At 43.1% G+C, this 22,518-nt stretch carries 21 protein-coding genes and 2 pseudogenes; 8 read left to right on the top strand and 15 right to left on the bottom strand.

Annotated features, from left to right (window positions below; genetic code table 11):
* The 3 genes from Phpb_RS15745 to Phpb_RS15735 all read right to left on the bottom strand — a co-directional run.
* The coding region (locus Phpb_RS15745) for an RNA-guided endonuclease InsQ/TnpB family protein (RefSeq protein WP_240492574.1) at positions 1-841 on the bottom strand (841 nt) is incomplete at its 3' end.
* Positions 842-889: 48 nt separating this feature from the next.
* Positions 890-1,819 (bottom strand): hypothetical protein, encoded by a 930-nt coding sequence (locus Phpb_RS15740; protein ID WP_065391166.1) that lies wholly within the window; start codon positions 1,817-1,819, stop codon positions 890-892.
* Between the two features lie 14 nt (positions 1,820-1,833).
* Positions 1,834-4,890 carry a condensation domain-containing protein gene (locus Phpb_RS15735; RefSeq protein ID WP_065391165.1) on the bottom strand — a complete coding sequence of 1,019 codons (3,057 nt, stop codon included), beginning with the start codon at positions 4,888-4,890 and terminating at the stop codon, positions 1,834-1,836.
* A 371-nt stretch (positions 4,891-5,261) separates the two neighbouring features.
* Here Phpb_RS15735 and Phpb_RS24985 point away from each other — a divergent pair, with 371 nt between their 5' ends.
* The 6 genes and pseudogenes from Phpb_RS24985 (at position 5,262) to Phpb_RS23945 (ending at position 7,896) form a co-directional block, all read left to right on the top strand.
* Positions 5,262-5,612: a hypothetical protein gene (locus Phpb_RS24985; RefSeq protein WP_065391164.1), complete on the top strand. Its 351-nt coding sequence runs from the start codon at positions 5,262-5,264 to the stop codon at positions 5,610-5,612.
* A gap of 224 nt (positions 5,613-5,836) precedes the next feature.
* A complete protein-coding gene (locus Phpb_RS15725) occupies positions 5,837-6,256 on the top strand; it encodes a hypothetical protein (protein WP_240492573.1) in 420 nt (139 codons plus the stop codon).
* Positions 6,246-6,647 carry a DUF1240 domain-containing protein gene (locus Phpb_RS15720; protein ID WP_065391162.1) on the top strand — a complete coding sequence of 134 codons (402 nt, stop codon included), beginning with the start codon at positions 6,246-6,248 and terminating at the stop codon, positions 6,645-6,647. The genes Phpb_RS15725 and Phpb_RS15720 overlap by 11 nt, the downstream gene beginning before the upstream one ends.
* Positions 6,648-6,901: 254 nt before the next feature.
* Positions 6,902-7,153 carry a plasmid stabilization protein gene (locus tag Phpb_RS15715; protein ID WP_021326740.1) on the top strand — a complete coding sequence of 84 codons (252 nt, stop codon included), beginning with the start codon at positions 6,902-6,904 and terminating at the stop codon, positions 7,151-7,153.
* The gene (locus tag Phpb_RS15710) at positions 7,150-7,461 is read left to right on the top strand and encodes a type II toxin-antitoxin system RelE/ParE family toxin (RefSeq protein ID WP_065391161.1); all 312 of its coding nucleotides are present in this window, start codon (positions 7,150-7,152) and stop codon (positions 7,459-7,461) included. The genes Phpb_RS15715 and Phpb_RS15710 overlap by 4 nt, the downstream gene beginning before the upstream one ends.
* Before the next feature lie 14 nt (positions 7,462-7,475).
* A pseudogene (locus Phpb_RS23945) lies at positions 7,476-7,896 on the top strand (DUF1240 domain-containing protein).
* A gap of 165 nt (positions 7,897-8,061) precedes the next feature.
* Here the strand turns inward: Phpb_RS23945 and Phpb_RS15700 are convergent.
* From Phpb_RS15700 to Phpb_RS15660, 9 genes are all read right to left on the bottom strand, one after another.
* Positions 8,062-8,340, bottom strand: a complete 279-nt coding sequence (locus Phpb_RS15700) for an LCI fold-containing protein (RefSeq protein ID WP_065391159.1) — start codon at positions 8,338-8,340, stop codon at positions 8,062-8,064.
* 572 nt (positions 8,341-8,912) lie between these two features.
* Positions 8,913-9,140 (bottom strand): (Na+)-NQR maturation NqrM, encoded by a 228-nt coding sequence (gene nqrM / locus Phpb_RS15695; protein WP_040152259.1) that lies wholly within the window; start codon positions 9,138-9,140, stop codon positions 8,913-8,915.
* A 13-nt stretch (positions 9,141-9,153) separates the two neighbouring features.
* Entirely contained in the window at positions 9,154-10,182 is a 1,029-nt protein-coding gene (locus Phpb_RS15690; RefSeq protein WP_065391158.1) for an FAD:protein FMN transferase, read from the bottom strand.
* 80 nt (positions 10,183-10,262) lie between these two features.
* Positions 10,263-11,489: an NADH:ubiquinone reductase (Na(+)-transporting) subunit F gene (gene nqrF, locus Phpb_RS15685; RefSeq protein WP_065391157.1), complete on the bottom strand. Its 1,227-nt coding sequence runs from the start codon at positions 11,487-11,489 to the stop codon at positions 10,263-10,265.
* A 15-nt stretch (positions 11,490-11,504) separates the two neighbouring features.
* Positions 11,505-12,101, bottom strand: coding sequence for an NADH:ubiquinone reductase (Na(+)-transporting) subunit E (nqrE, locus tag Phpb_RS15680; protein ID WP_065391156.1), 597 nt, complete (start codon positions 12,099-12,101; stop codon positions 11,505-11,507).
* A gap of 8 nt (positions 12,102-12,109) precedes the next feature.
* The gene (locus Phpb_RS15675; RefSeq protein ID WP_065391155.1) at positions 12,110-12,739 is read right to left on the bottom strand and encodes an NADH:ubiquinone reductase (Na(+)-transporting) subunit D; all 630 of its coding nucleotides are present in this window, start codon (positions 12,737-12,739) and stop codon (positions 12,110-12,112) included.
* Positions 12,732-13,529 carry a Na(+)-translocating NADH-quinone reductase subunit C gene (locus Phpb_RS15670; RefSeq protein ID WP_065391154.1) on the bottom strand — a complete coding sequence of 266 codons (798 nt, stop codon included), beginning with the start codon at positions 13,527-13,529 and terminating at the stop codon, positions 12,732-12,734. The genes Phpb_RS15675 and Phpb_RS15670 overlap by 8 nt, the downstream gene beginning before the upstream one ends.
* The gene (locus Phpb_RS15665) at positions 13,522-14,760 is read right to left on the bottom strand and encodes an NADH:ubiquinone reductase (Na(+)-transporting) subunit B (protein WP_065391153.1); all 1,239 of its coding nucleotides are present in this window, start codon (positions 14,758-14,760) and stop codon (positions 13,522-13,524) included. Before Phpb_RS15665 ends, Phpb_RS15670 begins: the two co-directional genes overlap by 8 nt.
* 4 nt (positions 14,761-14,764) lie before the next feature.
* Complete coding sequence (locus tag Phpb_RS15660) at positions 14,765-16,108, bottom strand: Na(+)-translocating NADH-quinone reductase subunit A (protein ID WP_065391152.1); 1,344 nt, start codon at positions 16,106-16,108, stop codon at positions 14,765-14,767.
* A 419-nt stretch (positions 16,109-16,527) separates the two neighbouring features.
* On the opposite strand from Phpb_RS15660, the gene Phpb_RS15655 reads away from it, so the two are divergent.
* Positions 16,528-17,262 (top strand): L,D-transpeptidase family protein, encoded by a 735-nt coding sequence (locus Phpb_RS15655; protein WP_065391151.1) that lies wholly within the window; start codon positions 16,528-16,530, stop codon positions 17,260-17,262.
* Here Phpb_RS15655 and Phpb_RS15650 read toward each other — a convergent pair.
* Positions 17,233-18,000 (bottom strand): class II glutamine amidotransferase, encoded by a 768-nt coding sequence (locus tag Phpb_RS15650; protein ID WP_065391150.1) that lies wholly within the window; start codon positions 17,998-18,000, stop codon positions 17,233-17,235. The genes Phpb_RS15655 and Phpb_RS15650 overlap by 30 nt on opposite strands.
* Positions 18,001-18,024: 24 nt before the next feature.
* Complete coding sequence (gene lpcA / locus Phpb_RS15645) at positions 18,025-18,606, bottom strand: D-sedoheptulose 7-phosphate isomerase (RefSeq protein WP_046396936.1); 582 nt, start codon at positions 18,604-18,606, stop codon at positions 18,025-18,027.
* A gap of 259 nt (positions 18,607-18,865) precedes the next feature.
* Between lpcA and fadE the strand changes: the two genes are divergently transcribed.
* Positions 18,866-21,301 (top strand): acyl-CoA dehydrogenase FadE, encoded by a 2,436-nt coding sequence (gene fadE / locus Phpb_RS15640; RefSeq protein WP_065391149.1) that lies wholly within the window; start codon positions 18,866-18,868, stop codon positions 21,299-21,301.
* 934 nt (positions 21,302-22,235) lie between these two features.
* Here fadE and Phpb_RS26965 read toward each other — a convergent pair.
* Positions 22,236-22,518, bottom strand: a pseudogene (locus Phpb_RS26965) (hypothetical protein); the annotation flags it as partial.

The following is a 22,518-nucleotide window of genomic DNA, read 5'->3' as shown; positions in this document are numbered from 1 at the left end:
TATGGTTCTTCATCATATTGACTGATTTCAACGTCTCTACAATTACCGCTTGGTTTTCGTCAACAATTGCTCGAGAGAGTTTATGTTGAAAGTCAGCACGGGCATTAGCTACCCGTTCGTGTACACCCGCTAGCTGTATTCGGGCTTTACGACGATTGGCACTCCCTTTTTGCTTGCGGGATAAGGCTTTTTGTTTTCGCCGTAAGTTTCGACTGGCATTAATTAGGTGTCGTGGATTACTTACCTTTGTACCGTCTGATTTGATTGCATAATGACTCAGCCCTACATCAAGCCCCGTGATATTGGTTATCAATGCTGACTTGGCTGGCACTTCTACTCCATCATCACAGAGTAACGACGCATAGTATTTCCCTGTCGCGCTGCGACTCAACGTGATGCTTTTCAACGTACCCGTAATATCACGGTGCAACCGGGCTGCAATCGGCGAGGCTTTCGGGATTTTGATTGCACCGTCAAGCACTTTCACTCCAACGCAATGATAGCTGGATTGTTTTCCATGCTTACGCTTAAATGTTGGGAAACGTGCTTTCAGTTTCGGATTGAAAAAGTTGGAAAAAGCCACATCAAGATTGATTATCGCCTGCTGTAGCGCGATAGAATCATACTCTTTGAGCCATGAATACTGACGGGATTTCTTCGCTACAGCCAATAAAGGCTTCAGATCTTTACGGGGGCTTAAACTTATACCGTGCCGCCGATAAGCCTGTTTTTTGATGTGCAAAGCCTTGTTGTACGCAAAACGAACAGCGCCGAACTGGGCATTGAGAAATTCTGCCTGTTCTGGTGTCGGGTAGATGCGTACTTTTGTGGCTCTTAACATCGTCAGCGCTCATCGGGATAGTTTATGTATTTTAACCGCTTTTTTTGGTCATGTCCCCCCCAAGCTGGCAGTGAACGTGATGGTTAATAACCTGAAAGCCCTGCGGGCTTTTCGCCTTATATCACCGCCCGCATTGGGCGAGGGTTTACGGCGGATTTTGCTAATGCCTGCATTTTTTAACTTCAATGCTACCGATGACGCCAACCGAAATAGTTCCCGATAGGTAAGCGATTCTGTTTTATCACGGAGAGCTATCGCATGGGGGTTACTTTCCGCTTGCTCCAACACTAGCCGATAAAACGATTTTCCTGAGCTATAATCAGGTTGTGAATTGAATCTGGCTAGCAATTTTGTTTGCATCGCGTCATCGACGATAGCCATATTATTCAGACAGATGTCGAGATCAAAAAGCCCCTTGTTTAACAGTGTAGCGATACCTGTCGCTAAATGATGAAGCGTCTGAGCCTCAGCAACAATTCCACTAACACTCACTACACCATCAATAAGTTCGATAACTATCCCAGTTCCCGTCTGAGCGCAATTAACGACAATAGGCATGAAATGCTCCAAGAACGGCATCAACAGCGCCTTGTCTATCGATCCATGATTAATCGCCTCAACAGCAGCCATGCGAACATTGCTTAACCATTCACGAAAAGTCACAGCAGGAGGTACAGTCAATAAGACAGGCAAACGCTTGCCTTGTTCTGTATTAATATGCAATACAACAGAGGATACTCCCCCAATACGGCGCAACACGATACTAGTCACTGCCGCCAAAATTGCCCATGTCAGCAATTCAGAGTTGCCCGCTACTTGTTTCAGTCGGTCAGTAACAACGGAGGAAAGCGGACATTGCGCACTTACCAAAGATCCCTCATGGTGAGGAAAAATATCTGCGGTTGCAGCAGCGGCCTTAGTTAAATCACCAACCCGCATCAGCCAGTATTCACGATCAATCAGCTTCATAGTTGTCATTTTTTTATCCACATCTAGAACTGAAAATCTGGAATATCGCTAAAAACATCGTCTTGACCATCAAATAAGGCGAAAAGAGTGGTTTCCTCGCCTAATGTCACTAGCTGTGTCAGTGCACCTATATAAATATTCAACCAGCGAGAAACCGTGTCTTGTGAGAAAAGAGAAGTGGAATATTCCAATCGCGCTTGAAGTTCATCACCATATTCAATACAGGTAAGATTGAGTGGATATTTTGCGCCATTAGGATCGACATCCAGCAATTCGACAGCGGCTCCATTTCCCCCTAATACCTTAATAGGATCAACATCATTCTGAAAATCAAACATTGTGAGATGATAGGAAGTATTTGCCATCAGTTTCTGAATTCGATCAGCAGGAAATGCACTATGTGAAATCGCACTGAGTGATGCCTGCCTAACCGCATTCAGCACTACGTGAAATGGCTGGTGTGGATCAAGCCGTGCACGCACAATCACGGTATTAACATAACAACCAATGGTGTTTTCATCTTTCAGTTGCCGGTTAGCCACCGGCATAGCAACACAAATATCATGCTGCGCACTTATCTGCCATTGTAATGCCACCCAAGTTGTCAACATTATCATTTGCACTGTTACGCGAGAATTCATCGCCATCTGCCTCAACCTCTCAGTAACATCCTTCGATATCATCACAGGTAAATTAGCACCCTGGAGGTTAGATGCTGTCCCGCCCTCACCATCACAAGGCAGCAGCAGAATTGGGATGTTTGCCAAATATTCATACCAGAAAGCCTCCAGTTTCCGACCCTGTTCACTTTCAAGTAAGGTATATTGCTCCATCGCGTAATTTAAATAGTCGTTCACAGGCGGGGATATCTTGCCACCACTAAGAGCTGCCAATACCAATCGCCATGACCAGCCATCAAAAAACAGGTGATGAAAATTCAGCAATAGTGCTTGACGTACTCCATCGCTAAAATTCACTTGCAACAGCTCGAATCGTGTGGGAGGAATACCATAAGGTGAGAGCGGCGCTTCAACCATCTGCTGTAAACGCTGAGTCAGAACGGGTATGCCCGTTGCAATAGTGTATTTTGTTAAATCGACTTCACTATGAACCAGTTTGACCTGCATCGGAGGATGGATTACCGGGTTAACGCCTTGTTCGTTGTATTCCAGACTACAACGCAGCATCAACTGTTGTAAGACAAGTTCAGTTAGCGTTTTTTCCAGCCAGGCAACATCCGCCTCCGCATTGATAAGCAGAGCAGCGGGAACATTATAAGCGCCAGACTCACCAGCAATTTCCGTTGCCGCCCAAATTGCTAATTGCTGACCAGAAAGTATATGTTTATTGTTCCTTGTTTCTATCTCCGGTGTTGTAGATACGGAGGATAATTGAACACTGTCTTTCACCAATTGATAAAACTCATTCAGATCCAGGCAATCCAACAAATCCATCAATTTCAGATTCGTACCTAATACCTCGTTCAGCCGAACCACAAGTTGCTCACCATTAAGTGAATTACCTCCGGCCGCAAAAAAATCATCGTCAAGTGTTAATTTCGGCTCTTTCAGCACTTCTCTGACCTGAGTCAACAATATCTCTTCAACATTTTCTCCTGAATTTGATATCGAAGTGTGCGGTACAACATCAGAAACCATAGCAGGGTTCTCAATAGTCTCTGGCCAGCAATAGGTGGCAACAAAAGGAGCAAATGGCAGTTCAAGACGACGATTTATCTTGCGTTCACACCCTTGCTGCCAATCCAGATTGGCACCATTGACAAACCAATCTCCAAGCAATGTCAACAGAGATCTTTCACTATCGTATGACTGATAACCCAACGTGTTAATGGCTGTTGCAAGCTCACCACAACGACTGAATCTCACCAAGCATAGTTCGGCCTGTTCTTGCAACAAGGTTTGCAAACGCTGGTGATCAAATGTTGAATCAGTGACCAGTTCATCAACAAGACGCAATGCATCAACAAATTCAAGACCACCATCGACGACCTGTGCGGCCAATTTCCCCACACCGTAGGCCAGTAATAAGTCAATTGTCACCCCAAACGCTGTCAATACCGCGTGATGTCCCAACAACCAAATAATCCAGCGCTGCCGAAGCGTCCAAGTTTTCCCTGAACATAAGTTCTCTGCTTGTTTTATTACACGATGAAAAGCTGGAAATGTTTCTCCTCGTTTCATCAATAGTTGAATATCTATTGGAGAGCATTCATCAAAAATAAGACCAACAGATAACGAAGATGATGGTGAAGATGAAGATAGCGAGATTGAACCGTGGTTCGTGAGTTGCTGCACTAAATGCGAAACAGATGAAGCCACACAGCTCCAACGATATGGGAAATGCTCCCGTCCCAACATTAATATATCGGCAATCTCGTCAATTGATGCTTCGGTTGAGGATAACGCATTAGTTATAGCACTTAGGTAAGTGCTGAGATCTTGTGTCGTCTGTGCCGATATCAGCACCAACCTCTCATCTATCTCGTATTTTTTGTGCCTTAAAGTTGAGGGGGCCTCTTCAACGACTAAATGCACATTAGTACCACTTAGCCCAAACCCACTGATTCCCGCGCAGTAAGGACGCTGACCTTGGCGTGGCCACGGCTCACAAGAGGAAGAGACACGTATCGGCAGCTCTTCTGTAGATCTACACAATGGATTCAACTGTTGGAAGTGAGCCGTAGGGAAAATCTGACCAGTGCGGAATTGAGCTATAATACGAACAAGCCCCGCCAACCCAGCCATACCACTTAAATGTCCAAAATTACTTTTTACAGAAGAGATGACACAAGGCTCCTGTTGCACGTCATAAGCGGCGAATGTATCGACTAAACCTTGCACTTCTATCGGATCACCAATTTTAGTGCCCGTACCATGAGTTTCTATGTAACCAATATCAGTAGCTGTGACCCCTGCTTGATGCCATGCTGCCGTAATCACCTCGGTTTGTGCGATGCTGCTAGGTGCAGTGATACCATTGCTACGGCCACCGTCATGATTAATCGCACTCCCTCGTATGACAGCATGGATAACATCATGATCTTGATGTGCACGACTCAACCGTTTAAGCTAGAGATAGTTGGGATAACAGAATTTTAAGCATCTTTGTTTTTACCATTTCCACACTTATATTCACTCCCGTCTTTTCAGGTTAAATAAAATTTGGGTGTGGCGCCTCCGTTCTGTTACTCAGTTTTAAGCATTATTAAAACCTGAATATTTAAATAGCTTAAGTTTATGGCACCATTTTATCAGGAATTATTTTAGTAGGAATATAATGGCTGACGCGTTGCGTTTATCCAACTTTTTGCTACTATGTAGCCAATATGGCTTTTTTTTACACAACGATGTTATACTCAAATCGGAAACTCCGTCCGTTAAATATCGATGTGACGACTTTTGATTTTAAGAATATTAAAGGAAATTTCACGATGACACATAAAAGATACAACCCCTCTTGGGAAGGCTATATGGGGGATTTTCTAAGAGGTCATATTGGGATTAATCACTTAAAACCTCAAGATCAATCCTTTGATACTATTGGTCTTGAGAAACAGTTAAACGAGAATACAGCGTATATTGCACTACTGTCCTTAGAGGAAGCGAAATTTGTTTTAGAGGAGATTGATTCGCCAACACCAAAAAGCCCATTTATAAATACCCTATGGATTTCAAGATGCATCGCGGCGGCAAGGGAGCGAATCCCCGGGAGCATAGATAACTATGTGACCGGGGTGAGTGAGTGCAGCCAACAAAGAAGCAACTTGAAAGATGACGGGTAAAGAGAATATTTTCAGTTACCGATCCTATATCACCCTATGCAGGTAATATACGTGATGCTTTTGACTTTGCAAATGTAGTAGGAGAATTTAAAAAATTAGGAATTAAAGCCACAGAGTATGTTGGTAAAAATGGGCAAAGATATATTAAAATCTCAGGTCATGCGGGGCTTAGAAAAATCATCAATGCTTCAAGATACAGTGCTTCTAACATGAAGATGATCTCTATGGGGATAGGGCAACAGGGAATAAATAGTAGCATAGTTAAGGGAGTTAAATTCAATATACTATTTTCCTCAGCTTATCGAGCGGTTGAATACATCTTTAAGGATGAATACACATTGGCTGATTTCTTAGGCAATATTTCAGTAGATATGGCTAAAGCAGCAGTAGCGGCTTTTGCTTCTTGGGTTATTGGGACTTTTGCAGCAACTGCATTTGCTACTGGTGCTAGCGTAATTGTTGTGGCTGGTATTATGCTTTTAGTAGGTATTGCAACAGTATCTATACTTGATTCATTAGATAAAAAATTTAAAATTAGTGAAACTGTGATTAATTTAATCAAAAAAGAAATAGAAAGAAAACCAAGAACGCCAGAAGCTAATTTCAATCAATTTCTTCATAACTGGGGGAATTATGGTAAATAAAAAAAAGATTTTGCATATTATAGGAGCTTTTTATTTTATTATTCTAACGTTATTTACTTTTTTTTCTAGCGGAGAAAATTTAATTTCCTTAGTTAAAATGGAAGATAAAATAATATTCTCAGGCCCTGTTTTTATGCTATTTTTTGCTTTTCCTTTCCTTTCATACTTTATAGTTTCTGTTATTTTCCTTAATATAAAAAATCGCTGGCCAAAACATCACTATAGTTTTATTAACTGTTTTGGGGTGATAGCCTTTGTTTCATTCTTTTTAAGTTTCCCCCTATCTTTTTATGTGGATTATAAATTAAAAAGTGAGAATTATTTAATATGTAAAAGAATATCCTTGGCGTCACCGAATACCTATGTAAAAGATATTAAGCTATGTGATTAATATTATCTTATTTAATTTCTCCATAACTGGGGGAGCTATGAAAAACCCCTCACGTTGAATTTTCGTATGCTGTACCTAACGACAGAGTTTTCCGCATGTTTTTAGGCGATGTGCACACAGGACATCCAGACCATTTTTGCCTGTGTCGTAAAACACCTGTTTACCGGCTACCTGCGCCAATGTTGTCATATAGCTCCATTAGTACATATGTGCTAATGTGGGAATGTGTAATTTTGGAGTTTGGAGATTATCCCATGAGTCGCCTAACCATCGACATAACAGACCAGCAGCACCAAAGCCTGAAAGCGCTGGCTGCCTTGCAGGGCAAGACCATCAAGCAATACGCGCTGGAAAGGCTGTTTCCCGGCGATGTTGATGCCAATCAGGCATGGAAGGAACTGAAAACCCTGCTCGGCACCCGCATCCACGAGGGACTTGCTGGCAATGTGTCTACCAAGAGCATCAGCGAAATTCTCGATGAAGAACTGACTGAGGGCCGGGCTTGACCGGCTACGTTCTCACTGCGGCGGCAGAATCCGACCTGCGTGGCATCGTCCGCTACACCCGCAAGCAATGGGGCGATGCTCAGGTGCGCCGCTACATTGCTATGTTAGAACAGGGTATCGCCAACCTCGCCGATGGCCGAGGTGTGTTCAAAGACATGAGTGCGCTTTTTCTGGGCCTACGGATGGGGCGGTACGAACATCATTACGTCTTCTGTCTACCGCGTGAGGGAGCTCCTGCTCTGATCGTGGCTATTTTCCATGAACGCATGGACCTAATGACACGACTGGCTGACCGGCTCAAAGAGTGATGGCTTGGGCAGCCATGATCGAAATAGTGGCTGGTGACACGGCTGTTGGGTCTACCCCAATAATCTGTGCTCTTGTTATTTTTATTTTTATTTTAGCGCTATCAGGTTTCTTTTTGGCTGGAGAAAATTTATTTTCCTTAATTAAAATGAAAGATAAAATAATATTCTCAGGCCCTGTTTTTATAATATTTTTTTCCTTTTCTTTCATACCTTATAGCTTCTGTTATTTTCCTTAATATAACAAATCGCTGTCCAAAACATCACGACAGTTTTATTAACTGTTTTGGGTTTATAGCTATTATTTCATTTCCCTTAAGTTTTCCTCTATCTTTCTATGTAGATTACAAATTAAAAAGTGAAAATTATTTAATATGTAAAAGAATATCCTTGGCGTCACCTAATACCTATGTAAAAGATATTAAGCTATGTGATTAACATTATTTCATTTAATTTCTTTATAACCGGAGTAACACTTTAGCATATATTTTTCGTGAGGATTTATTAAACTAATCCCCTCGCAGGGAGAAGTATCGAACATAATATAATGAGCCAAATTTTTATAATATTTGGCCCAGATTATTGAGGTTTTTAGGTAAAACTTTATAAACCTCTACCTTCATATAAAGCGATATATTTTCCACAATAATCTAAATATTTATAACCTTTAAGATACCATCTAACTCCAGCCCAATCATATACATTAGTAAAAGTGCCACTATCTTTAGCAATATATTGAGTATATAGGCCATTGTTATGGGATATACCCGAGCTATAACAATTTTCCCAGGGGATATATACGCTTGCCGATGCAGCCCCAATTCCTCCCGTTAATGTAATACCTACTGCTAATGTTCCAACTGCTAATAATTTCTTAAACATAAAAATTTCTCCTTTAATAGTTTTATAACTTTAATAGCTTTATAAATTTCACATTAAGTGTATCGCCTTTATAAAGTTTGTCAAAATCCTGAGGTTATAAAAATATTTATTTTAACCCTGTAAATATTGGAATTTTATTTTATTAAATAGAAAATTATTTACTAAGAAATATAAAATAATATGTAATAATGTTACTAAATCATCATAACCTATATTACAATTTTAAAATCTGCTTATATTTTTCATTTTAAGTTGTAAGTTTAATTTCTTATTTAAAAAATAACCCCTCTCACAATGTAAAGGGCCTTTTGTCAATTAAATAGTTTTCAAAAGGTACAATTAAATAACCTGAATTTCATACTTATATGAATTCAGATTGTGCACTTTATCTTAAAACCTTTAGTGATTATATATTAACGAAATATGTACTAGAAAAACCCCCTTCACAGTAAACCATTTAATGTGAAGGGGATTTTATCAAACTGACATCTCTACTTTTTATTTGCTTTATCTCAAACTAGCTTTGTTCTCAATTAGCATTCAGGAAGGAGTATTACACAGATTTATTAAACTCAGATAATCCGATGTTTCTCTAATTGAACCTGCCGCGCAGCCTCACGAGCCATACGTCTCTTACGAGCATCACAAGGTTCCGGGCAATCACATACTTTCTCCACTCCAATACTGCTTAAACCGCCACAGCTCCCTTGTATGCTCTTACGTTTAATCATATAGCCCAACGACATTCCTGCAAAAGCCAGCAGGAAAAAGACGAAGGCCGCAATAAATACTTTCAGCACTTCTTTCCCCTTCTCATTGATTTTTCTGTAGGTATGGCTCAAAGGCTTTACTGTAACGCTCTTCAAAACCATTCTTCGTTTTTATGATCATAAAAACCGGGATACTCAGGTTTTCCGCAACTTCCATTCCTTTTTCCGGTCCTAAAACATTCAATCCAGTAGAAAGTCCGTCAGCACTCATACAAGCCGGAGCAATCACTGTAATAGAGACTAAATTATGAGAAATAGGGTTCCCCGTTTTTGGATCAATCGTATGTGAATAGCGCACACCATCTTGTTCAAAGTAATTACGGTAATCACCAGAAGTCGCTACCGACATATTTTCAGGCGTTATCACTTCCTGAGCGTTCTGTGCCATACCAGTGTCAGTTGGCTTTTCAATCGCAATCCGCCACGGCAGATCTTTACCATTATGACCTGATGTACGGACTTCACCCCCAATATCAACCATATAGTCTTTGATATTCTGCGATTCCAGATATTCAGCAACAACATCCACGCCATAACCTTTAGCGATAGATGATAAATCGATATACAGCTCTGGCACGGTTTTAATTAGGTTATTGCCTTCTACCACCAGTTTATCTATCCCAATCCATTCACGGCGTTTTTCCAGTTCACTCGCGGAAGGCGCTTTCGTCACGTGCCCCTCAGGACCAAACCCCCATAAATTAACCAATGGGCCAACGGTCACATCCAATGCGCCATCGGTCAATTTATTAATGTAAATCGCTTCTTTAACCACTTTGGCTGTCGCGGGCGATACCGGGAACGGCCGATCAATTTGACGGCTTTGATTAAAACGACTCAATTCAGAATCAGGGCGATATGTCGACATCTGGTCGTTAATTTCTTCCAGCAAACGATCAATCTCTTTTTGTAACATTTCTGGCGAAGGCGCCGAAGAACCCGTGACAAATTTAATGGAATAGTAAGTCCCCATTGTTTGTCCACGAATATTTTTCTGCTCCAGACCATCGCATGCCGCCAGCAGCAATACGGCAAATATTAACGCTATCCAGCTACTTATCTTTTTACGCACAGTTAATTACTCTTTCCGAATTGTTAGCGCCCACAAGATTGTGGGCGCCGGTCATTAAAATCAAACTATATTATGGCCTATCAGCCACCGAAATCATCCAACATGATGTTTTCATCCTCGACGCCAAGATCTTTCAACATCTTGATCACCGCAGCATTCATAACCGGAGGCCCACACATGTAGAATTCACAATCTTCAGGAGCGGGATGATCCTTCAAATAATTCTCATACAGAACATTATGGATAAAGCCCGTGTAACCATCCCAGTTGTCCTCTGGCAGTGCATCAGATAGAGCTACATTCCAGGTAAAGTTTTCATTTTCCGCCGCTAGCTGATCAAAATCCTCTGTATAGAACATTTCACGTTTAGAACGGGCGCCATACCAGAAGCTAATCTTACGTTTGGAATTCAGTCGCTTAAGCTGATCAAAGATATGAGAACGCATTGGCGCCATACCTGCGCCACCACCGATGAAGATCATTTCCGCATCAGTATCTTTTGCGAAAAATTCACCGAACGGACCAGAAATAGTCACTTTATCACCGGGTTTCAGTGACCAAATATAAGAAGACATAATTCCCGGCGGCGCTTCCGAATTTCTTGGCGGCGGCGTCGCAATACGAACGTTAAGCATGATAATACCGCGTTCTTCCGGGTAGTTTGCCATTGAGTAAGCACGAATTGTTGGCTCTTTCACCTCAGAGACAAAGCGGAATAAATTAAATTTATCCCAATCCTCTCGGTATTCTTCCGGCACATCGTAATCGGAGTAACGAGCAATATGTGGTTGAGCTTCAATCTGAATATAGCCGCCAGCACGGAAAGGTACAACTTCCCCATCAGGGATCTTCAATTTCAGCTCTTTAATGAAAGTTGCTTTGTTATCATTGGAGATAACTTCACATTCCCATTTCTTAACACCGAATATCTCTTCCGGTAATTTAATTTTCAGGTTCTGTTTTACATTAACCTGACAAGCCAGACGACAACCCTCTTTCGCTTCACGCTTACTAATGTGAGAAAGCTCTGTCGGCAAAATGTCGCCGCCGCCATCTTTAATCTTTACCCGGCATTGGCCGCAAGAGCCACCGCCGCCACAAGCAGAAGAGACAAAAATCCCCTGGCTTGACAACATATTTAGCAATTTATCACCGGCTGGAGCGGTAAAGCTCTTTTCCGGATCGCCATTAACTTCAACTCTAATATCCCCAGTGTTAACTAACTTTGATTTTGCGAACAAAATCAACGCCGTCAGTACTAACACAATTAGGGTAAACATCACTACGCCTAAAATTATTATATCCATGAATGCTTCTCGCCTTTATAACTGCACACCAGAGAAGGACATAAATCCCAATGCCATCAAACCCGTAGTGACAAAGGTGATCCCCAATCCTTTCAGACCTGCCGGAACATCAGCATATTTCATTTTTTCACGGATAGAAGCCAGCAGAACAATTGCCAACATCCAACCTATACCTGAGCCAAAACCATACACGACGGATTCAGAGAAGTTATAGTCACGCTGCGCCATGAAAGAGACACCACCAAAGATCGCACAGTTAACGGTAATCAGCGGCAAAAAAATGCCGAGCGCGTTATAGAGTGAAGGGAAATAACGATCAAGGATCATTTCAAGAATCTGCACTAACGCGGCAATCACGCCAATAAACGTAATAAAGTTCAGGAAGCTGAGATCCACCCCGTCAACCAACGCTCCGTCACGCAACACCAAGTTATACACCAGGTTATTAGCAGGAACAGAGATCCCTAAAACCACCGTGACGGCAATACCCAGACCAAACGCTGTTTTGACATTTTTCGATACCGCCAAAAAAGTGCACATACCGAGGAAGAAAGCCAACGCCATATTTTCAATAAAGACGGCGCGGACAAACAGGCTTATAAAATGTTCCATGTTGTCAGTTACTCCTTCTCAACCTGCGCCGGTTTCAAAGTCCTCAGACCCCAAATCAGCATACCAATAATGAAAAACGCGCTAGGGGCTAACAGGAACAAACCATTAGGTTGATACCAACCCCCATTCTGTACCGATTCCATCACGGTAATCCCGAATAGTTTGCCGGAACCAAACAACTCACGCAGGAAACCAACCAATACCAGAATAACCCCGTAGCCTAAGCCATTACCGATACCATCCATAAAGCTCTCAATAGGTGGAGACTTCATGGCATAGGCTTCCGCACGTCCCATCACAATACAGTTAGTAATGATAAGGCCAACAAATACAGATAATTGCTTGGAAATTTCATAAGCATAAGCCTGCAAAATCTGATCTACCACGATAACCAGCGACGCAATAATCGCCATCTGTACAATGATTCGCACACTGCCCGGGATGTAATGACGGATCAACGAGATAAAAAAGCTGGAAAAGGCAGTAACCAATGTTACCGCCATTGTCATGACCAACGCCGTTTCCAACTTGGTTGTTACCGCCAGTGCTGAACAAACCCCCAACACCTGCAATGCAATCGGGTTGTTATCCAAAAGTGGCCCAAGAAGGACTCGTTTTATTTCTTTACTATCAGCCATCTTTCAACGCTCCTTCGCGTACTTTTTTCAGGAACGGACCAAAACCGTTATCCCCTAACCAGAAATTAAACATATTCTGGACACCGGCAGAGGTGAGAGTCGCGCCAGACAAGCCATCAACACCATAAGAGTCATCGGCAGTCGCACCGCCACGAACAATTTTGATCGCCGGATTGCCTTCATCGTTATACAGTTTTTTACCTATCCACTTTTTACGCCATTGCGGGTTATCCACTTCTCCCCCCAATCCCGGCGTTTCGCCATGAGAATAATAGGTGATGCCGCGGGCCGTTTTGCCATCCACATCAACGGAGATAAAAGCATACATGACAGACCACAAGCCAGAACCATAAATAGGCAGAACGATTTCGCGAGTTTTACCCTGCTCATTTTTCACCAGATAGATTTCGGCCATATTGGCGCGACGACGAATTTTCGCCAAATCCTTTTCAGGTGGTAATGCAATACTAGTATCATCACTGCGCAATGCATCGTTCAGGTTAAACTTGCCTTGGCTGCTTTCAAGGGTTGCAGTATCCAGATTCAATAACTCGGTTTTAATCCGGCTTTTGAATGTTTCTTTAACTTCATCGGCACTCATCTGAGGCTTGAGTAATCCAGCAACATCGAGGATATTACGCTGTTTATCCAGCAATTTTTGCTCCTGTTGCTGAGATTTCAGCCCTACCGCAGAACCTGCCACCACAATTGAACAAACGAGACATAGCACAAAAACAACGATAAATGTTCTGCCCACGCTGTCATTATTTTTAGGTTTATCATTAGCCACGGGCTTTTCTCCGCTTAATATTGGCTTGCACTACCAAATAATCAAACAATGGCGCAAACAGGTTTGCGAACAGAATCGCCAGCATCATACCTTCTGGGTATGCCGGGTTAACAACCCTGATCAGAATACACATCACACCAATCAGAATGCCGTACCACCATTTACCTTTATCGGTAAATGAAGCGGATACCGGATCGGTCGCCATAAAGATCATACCAAAGGCGAAGCCACCCAGAACCATATGCCAATACCACGGCATAGCAAACAATGGGTTAGTCTCTGAACCGATAGCATTAAATAGGTAGGAAGTTGCAACCATACCCAACATCACCCCGGCGACAATGCGCCATGAAGCAATACGGGTAAACAGAATCATCGCACCGCCAATGAAAATCATCAGCGTAGAGACTTCACCGATAGAGCCGGGGATATTACCAATGAAAGCATCCATCCAGGTGATAGGTTGACCGGTAATGGTATTCACTAATCCCTGACTACCACCAGCCGCCCATTGAGATAACGGGGTCGCGCCAGAGAAACCATCAACCGCAGTCCATACCAAATCTCCCGAAATCTGTGCCGGATAAGCAAAGAATAGAAAAGCACGGCCAGCCAGTGCCGGGTTCAGGAAGTTACGGCCTGTACCACCAAAGACCTCTTTCGCAATGACAACACCGAATGTAATACCCAGCGCCGCTTGCCACAGAGGAATCGTTGGCGGAACAATCAACGCGAATAAAATCGAAGTAACGAAAAATCCTTCGTTAATTTCATGTTTACGGATAATGGCAAACAGTACTTCCCAGAAGCCGCCAACGACGAATACAACGATGTAAACAGGCAGAAAATAAGTCGCGCCAAGCAACATTTCGCTACACCAGCTAGCGCCTGGCGTCAGTGACGCACCGAAAAACTGAGCGACACGATAGTGCCAGTCAGACGCCAGAATTTGCTGTAATTCCGCGCCACTGTACAAATGATACAGCGCAGGAATCGCCTGCTGACCAACGTTATACATTCCCCAGAACATTGCCGGGAATACCGCCAGCCATACCATGATCATCATACGCTTTAGATCGATAGCGTCACGGACATGAGCACGACCAGAAGTTACTGTACCTGGTGTATAGAAAACCGTCGTTACCGCTTCATACAGCGGATAATACTTTTCTAATTTGCCCCCAGGCTCAAAGTGGCGCTCAATTTTTTCAAAATAGTTTTTCAGGCCCATGAAATCATCCTTCCTGCTCAATCTTAGTCAGCACTTCACGCAGTACCGGACCATATTCATATTTGCCAGGACAGACATAGGTACAAAGCGCCAAGTCTTCCTCATCTAACTCCAGACAACCCAGTGCCTGAGCACTATCGGTGTCACCCACTAGCAGATCCCGCAGCAAATGCGTCGCCATGATATCCAAAGGCATAACACGCTCATAGTTACCGATTGGCACCATAGAACGTTCACCGCCATTCATTGCCGTTGAAAAAGCAAAGCGCTTATTTTTCAGGAAATGACCAATGGTGGTACGGGTAATAGAAAACTTATCGGCACCCGGAATGATCCAACCAAATAGCTCTTTTTCACGACCTTCACGCAAAACAGAAACCAAAGTGTGGAAGCGACCAAGATAGTGATGAACCTCATCTGACTGAGTACCGCACAATACGGAGCCTGAAATAATACGGTTTTCACCTTCTTTAAGCTGATCCTGAGTTAACTCAAGCAGATCAGCCCCTAAGCAGGTACGTATAAGACGGGGGCTCTCAACCTGTGGGCCAGCCAAAGCGATGACACGATCGGTATAAAGTGTACCGGTAGTGAATAATTTACCGATAGCAATCACATCCTGATATCCCAAATGCCACACCGTTTTCGTCGCACTGACGGGTTCAATAAAGTGAATATGAGTTCCAACTAATCCCGCAGGGTGCGGACCTGAGAACTGACTATAAGTGATTTGCGCATCATTACTGACACTCGGCAAGCTTCCTGCGCTATGGCAAACATGGACTTTACCTTCGGTTAGCTTAGTCAGCACATTCAAACCATCAACAAAAGCCTCCTCCTCAGTAGCAATAATAACCTGCGGATTCGCAGCCAGAGGCTGAGTATCCATAGCGGTTACAAAAATTGCTTTTGGCGAGGAGCCGGGAGCCGGATTTCGGCTGTAAGGACGGGTTCGTAGTGCAGTCCATAACCCGGAATCGATAAGATTCTTTTCCACTTGTTCTCGGGATAACTGAGAAAGTTGGGAACGATCATAACGGTCAAAATCAACCTGTTCGTCCCCCATTATCTCAATCACAATTGACTGCAAAATACGTTGTTCACCACGATTAATCGCCACAATCCGCCCACAGGCTGGACTGGTGAAAACCACACCCGGATTCTTTTTATCTTCAAAAAGAATCTGGCCCTTCTTAACATGCTCACCTTCTTTAACCAACATAGAAGGACGCATTCCAACATACTCTTCACCCAACAATGCTACATGGCGAATCGTCGGACCGTCTTCTATTACTTGAGCAGGCGCTCCTGCAATCGGGAGGTCGAGTCCTTTTTTAATTTTAATCATAAGATTTGCACAAGTTTATCAATTAAATCATATGCTACAGATTACCTGGTGGTAACATAGCCACTCTATAAAAAAAACCTTAAGTCACGAATCGTGCGCAGGTTATAATTCTCCGATAAATTGTTACGATTTTCTTTTAATCTCCGGGCGGTAATTTTAACATCTCCCTTCTAGGGCTGTCTGACTAATCAAGTGATTTAGTTCAAGCAAACAGGAATAATCTTGGCGCTGAACCATTAATAGTTCGCAAAAAACGAATGATTATATCACCTTTACCGACAACCGATTATATTTTAACCTAACAATCACTTTGTAGTGATAAAGTTATCATCGTCATTTTCTATTCACAAAGTCGATGACTCATGGCAATCTTAAGCTAAATTTTTAGTCAGCTCACTACGTCGCTATATGGTAGTCACATGAAAAAAACTGCGGTTTTTCCTGCAATAATATTGTTGTTTTCTCATTCACTCACGCCTGTCTATGCTCAGGATACTTTAGTTTCATTAAAGAAAAACTCCCCTGCACAGACCGGCTCTCCTGTCTTTATCCAAATATTCAAAGAAGAGCGGACACTGGAGCTTTATACTATAAATAGTCATGGAAGCTACCAACTGTCTAAAAGCTATCCCATCTGTAATTACTCTGGCGGCCTTGGTCCCAAAACCACAGAAGGCGATCTGAAAAGCCCGGAAGGCTTTTATCGTGTAAAAACCCATCAGCTCAATCCAAATAGTCGGTATTACCGATCTATTAATCTTGGTTTTCCCAATGAATACGATAAATTCAGAGGCTATTCCGGCAACTATTTAATGATCCACGGAGAGTGTAAATCTGTCGGTTGTTACGCGATGACTAACGGTTACATGGATGAAATCTACGATTATGTAGAAAGTGCATTATTGCGCGGGCAATATGAAATTAATATCAGTATTTATCCATTCAGAATGACGCCTCAGAATATGTTACGCCACCGTTCATCCTCCCATTATATGTTTTGGCTACAGTTGCAACCGGCCTATGACTATTTTGTAAAAAATCACCAACCGGCAGTAATCAGCGTCATTAACGGTCAATATGCGGTTAATGCTACACCTGACAAATCGCCACTTTTGCAGCATCAATCACAATACGCGTTCACCAAGATGAAATAATGCATAGCTACCCGGATCAATACGATTCCAGTCTTCATTACCGGTTAACGGTTGAGTAACAATGACAGAAACAACATCATTCGGCTGTGTATGCTGTTGAAAATCAATTTCAACATCCTGATCCAGAAGTTTAGCTTTTCCAAACGGCGCCCGACGGGTAATCCAATAGAGGTTAGTTGAGCAATATGCCATCACAAAACGCCCATCTGACAGCAACATATTGAATACGCCTTTTTTGCTGAGTTCGTCTGCTAGTGAAGCGATAAAACGAAAAACCTGAGGCCAGTTGGAAGGGGTTCTTGGATATTTTTGTGAAAGTTGATGCAAAATCCAGCAAAAAGCATGTTCACTATCCGTTTGCCCAACGGGACGATACTGACCCGTTTCAAGCTGCCGATAACCTCGAAGCTGCCCATTATGGGCATAAGTCCAGTTGCGTCCCCATATCTCACGAATGAAAGGATGAGTATTTTCCAACGCGACATTACCGCGGTTAGCCTGCCGGATATGAGAAACCACCACTCTAGATTTAATCGGGTACTCTTGTACGAAGCGAGCAACGGGCGAATTGTAACTTGGTTGATGATCTTTAAATGTGCGACAGCCCCGCCCCTCATAAAATGTGATCCCCCAACCATCTTTATGGGGCCCGGTATGACCACCCCGTTGGATCAGACCACCTAAACTAAAGCAGATATCTGTTGGCACATTTGCGCTCATGCCAAGTAACTCACACATTGCCCACCTCTGTAGCCTGTAAAATCAGGCTTTAATCATCTCTTTTTCGATAAGTTGAATCAGGATATGAATAACTTTGATATGAATTTCCTGAATACGATCCGCATAACCAAAATGCGGGACACGAATTTCCACATCAGCGGTTCCTGCCATTTTACCGCCATCCTTGCCTGTCAGCGTAATAACTTTCATGCCTTTTAAGCGGGCAGCTTCAACTGCTTTGATAATATTACCGGAATTACCGGAAGTGGAGATACCCAGTAACACATCTCCCTCTTTTCCAACCGCTTCCACATAACGAGAAAAAACAAATTCATACCCAAAATCATTACTGACGCAGGAAAGGTGGCTGACATCAGAAATCGCAATCGCCGGATAACCAGGGCGATTTTCGCGGTAACGGCCGGTCAATTCTTCGGCAAAATGCATCGCATCACAATGCGAACCCCCATTACCACAGGACAGTACTTTGCCACCCGTTTTAAATGAATCAGCCAGTAATACCGCTGCTTTTTGAATTGCTTCAATATTTGCATCGTCACTTAAAAACTTTGCCAGCGTATCCGCGGCTTCGTTCAATTCACTACGGATCAGGTCTTGATACATAGGCTCCTCACTTCGGTCAGGTAATCTTTAATGTTGTGCCGGATGGCAGTTTACCGGATCAAGAGAATTGAAAGAAGACAACATCACGTTTCTGGAGAATTAATCCGCTGCCGATCACCACGAGTTTGTGAGCTAGATTGTAATTAAGATGTAAAGATATTGCTAAAAACAATTTCATGGTCTAAAAAGAGAAGAACACCCTAACAGGTCCGACCTCTGATGACTTACCTGACCCTGAGATTAACCAGGAGCTTTTATTATGACCACATTGAGTATTATTCTATTCTTAGTATTGATTGGGATACTTTGCTATCACAAAGTCAATCTCAGTCTCAGCAGCCTACTGCTCCTTGTCTATACCGTCTTGATGGGCGCTATTGATGCATGGAGCTACTGGATGTTGTTACCAACGGCCATTATTCTGTTCCCACTGAATTTTGCGCCAATGCGCCACTCCTTATTGACTGTTCCGGCCTTAAAAGCCTTCCGTAAGGTGATGCCAAGCCTATCTCGCACGGAAAAAGAAGCTCTTGATGCAGGTACTACCTGGTGGGAAGGTGAACTATTCCGCGGTCAACCCGACTGGAAAAAATTGCATGACTACCCAAAGCCTCAGTTAACCGCTGAAGAACAAGCATTTCTGGATGGTCCGGTAGAAGAAGCTTGCCGTATGACCAATGATTTCCAGATAAGCCATGAACTTGCTGATTTGCCGCCTGAGTTATGGCGTTACCTGAAAGAACAGCGCTTCTTTGCCATGATCATTAAAAAAGAGTATGGCGGTCTGGAATTTTCAGCCTATGCACAGGCGCGAGTCCTGCAAAAATTGGCGGGGACATCCGGCATTCTGGCAATCACCGTAGGTGTGCCTAACTCTCTCGGCCCGGGGGAATTGTTACAGCATTATGGCACCGAAGAGCAGAAGAACCGCTATCTACCCGGACTTGCCCGTGGCGAAGAGATCCCATGTTTCGCATTGACCAGCCCGGAAGCTGGCTCTGATGCCGGATCAATCCCAGATACAGGCGTAGTCTGTATGGGAGAATGGCAAGGCGAGCAAATTCTGGGTATGCGCCTGACCTGGAACAAACGTTATATCACACTTGCACCTATCGCTACCGTACTCGGTTTGGCTTTCAAACTGTCTGACCCTGACCATTTATTGGGTGATACAGAAGAATTGGGCATTACCTGTGCATTGATCCCGACCAATGTACCGGGGGTAGAAATTGGTCATCGCCATTTCCCACTGAATATTCCATTCCAGAATGGGCCAACTCGCGGTAAAGATATCTTTGTTCCGATCGACTACATTATTGGCGGGCCAAAAATGGCCGGACAAGGCTGGCGCATGCTGGTTGAATGTCTGTCTGTCGGCCGCGGTATCACTCTGCCGTCAAATGCAACCGGCGGTCTGAAAAGTGTCGCTATGGCGATTGGCGCATACTCTTATATCCGCCGCCAATTCAAAATGCCAATTGGTAAAATGGAAGGGATTGAAGAACCACTGGCACGCATTGCCGGTAACGCCTATTTGATGGATGCCGCTTCAACGCTTGCAACAACCGGTATCATGCTAGGTGAAAAACCCTCTGTGTTATCCGCTATCGTCAAATATCACTGCACCCACAGAGGCCAAAGATCTGTTATTGATGCAATGGATATTGCCGGTGGTAAAGGTATTTGCCTTGGTCCATCCAACTTCCTTGCTCGCGCTTACCAAGGCGCACCTATCGCCATTACCGTTGAAGGCGCCAATATTCTGACCCGTAACATGATTATCTACGGTCAGGGAGCTATCCGCTGCCATCCTTATGTTCTTGATGAAATGGCTGCGGCTGAAAATAATCGTATCAAAGACTTTGATAAGGCACTGTTTAGCCACCTTGGTCACGTTGCCAGTAACATGTTACGCAGCTTCTGGCTTGGCTTAACCAATGGCCGCACCAGCAGCACACCGGTCAGTGATGCAACACGCCGTTACTATCAGCAACTAAACCGCTTGAGTGCCAACCTTGCGCTATTATCAGATGTGGCAATGGGGGTATTAGGTGGTAGCCTGAAACGTCGTGAACGTGTCTCCGCCCGTCTTGGCGATGTTCTGAGTCAAACCTATCTGGCTTCCGCGACGTTAAAACGCTATGAAGATGAAGGTCGTCAAAAAGAAGATTTACCGCTCGTTCAGTGGGCCGTTCAAGATAGCTTATATCAAGCAGAACAGGCGATAGATAATTTACTGAGCAACTTCCCGAATCGTCTGGTTGCCGGTCTGATGCGTGTTATCGTCTTCCCTCTAGGGCGTGTACATTCAGCACCATCCGACCATCTGGATCACAAACTAGCTCAGATCTTACAACAACCTTCGGCTACCCGTGATCGCATTGGCCGAGGTCAATATCTGACACCAAGCGAGCACAATCCTCACGGATTACTGGAAGAAGCTCTGCACGATATTATTGCCGCAGAACCTATCCATGCCCGTTTGAGTCGCGAAGCAGGTAAACGCCTTGGTTTTACTCGCCTGGATAAACTGGCAGAGCGCGCACTCGCAGAACGTAAGATCACGCCAGACGAAGCCGAAATTCTGAAACGTGCCGAAGCAAGCCGTCTACGTTCTATTAACGTTGATGAGTTTGAACCAGAAGTACTGGCTGTCGCAGCCCCGGTCGAAAAGCCGAGAACAAAAGCGGCCTAAAACTGACGATTAAAGAGAATTAAGAGCTAAATTAATCATGGGGCGATATCTTAAAGTATCGCCCCAGATTGTTGGATAACCCATTTAAAAAAACAAGGGATGTTTTCACATCATCGAAAATTTCAGATAATGTGTTGTCGTTTATTGGCTTTCTCCGATGCTTTAATCGCATTAACAAGGGTGAAAGGTCTGACAGATTAATATAAGTGAAAGCAACCAACGCAGCAGTGATTTAAAGAATGAAGAGAATAAATCAGCCAGTAAATAACCTGATGATATAAAAATACCCTCTTATATCTTTTCGAATAGTCAGATCTTTTTCAGGGCTTAAACCCGGGTAAATTAACCGTTTTACCTATTCTTTATTGCGCTATTTTTTTATGACTTACTTTGTAAAATAACGACTAGAAAACTTTTTAATGCCCGTAAACTGATAGTTAAGTTTTCTCATTTTTCCTTTCTGTATGTAATTTTTTTAGGTTTAAAACCAGCGAGGATAACAGATAAACCAATGGTATTAAAAACAACGTTAACTTCTTTAATAATCTTTAATTTTTTTAAGTGTTTTTATGCTTTTTAACTGATAATTTGTTTAATACGGTTAATCCTGTTAAATGTTTTAATATAATCGCACGTTTTTGTTATTGGGTTAATGTTATTATTTTGTCACCTTATTAATTCAATCTCAAACCCGTTTTTCTTGATGTTTTTTCTTCCAATGTCAGAAGAGCATCGAATCTTTTACTCGCTTTAAAAAATCTTTAATCACTGCTTTTTACTTTTAATGATTAAATTTTTTACCTGTTTTCTCATGGTACTCTGGTTTTGTTTTCCAGATTTTAAAACCATATTGACAGACGAAAAATGGCTTTCCTTAACCATTTTTTATGAAAATTGTGTAAATACCTATGATTATCAGGCAGTGGACAATCTGTTATTCCCACATATTTTCCGCTTCCCGTATCAAATGCCAGAGGGTTGTGCCCGGTTTTGTACCTGGAACATCAAAAGACATCGTACCCTGAGCAAAGAAGTACTGTTTGCCCGGCAAGCTATCGGTTTGCCAGATCCCGCTGACCAGTGCAGGGTGGTTGCCTCTCAGAGGAGTCACTTGCAGCGGTCCCCGGTCATAACGGGCATACCAGGCCAGGGTGGAAGTTGAATTAAAATGACCCTCACCATAGAAGTGCAATGAATGGCCTTCACGAGGTATCACC

This window comes from Photorhabdus namnaonensis, from assembly GCF_001684335.1.
Classification (GTDB): Bacteria; Pseudomonadota; Gammaproteobacteria; order Enterobacterales; family Enterobacteriaceae; genus Photorhabdus; species Photorhabdus namnaonensis.
This window is presented reverse-complemented; position numbering and strand designations above follow the sequence as displayed.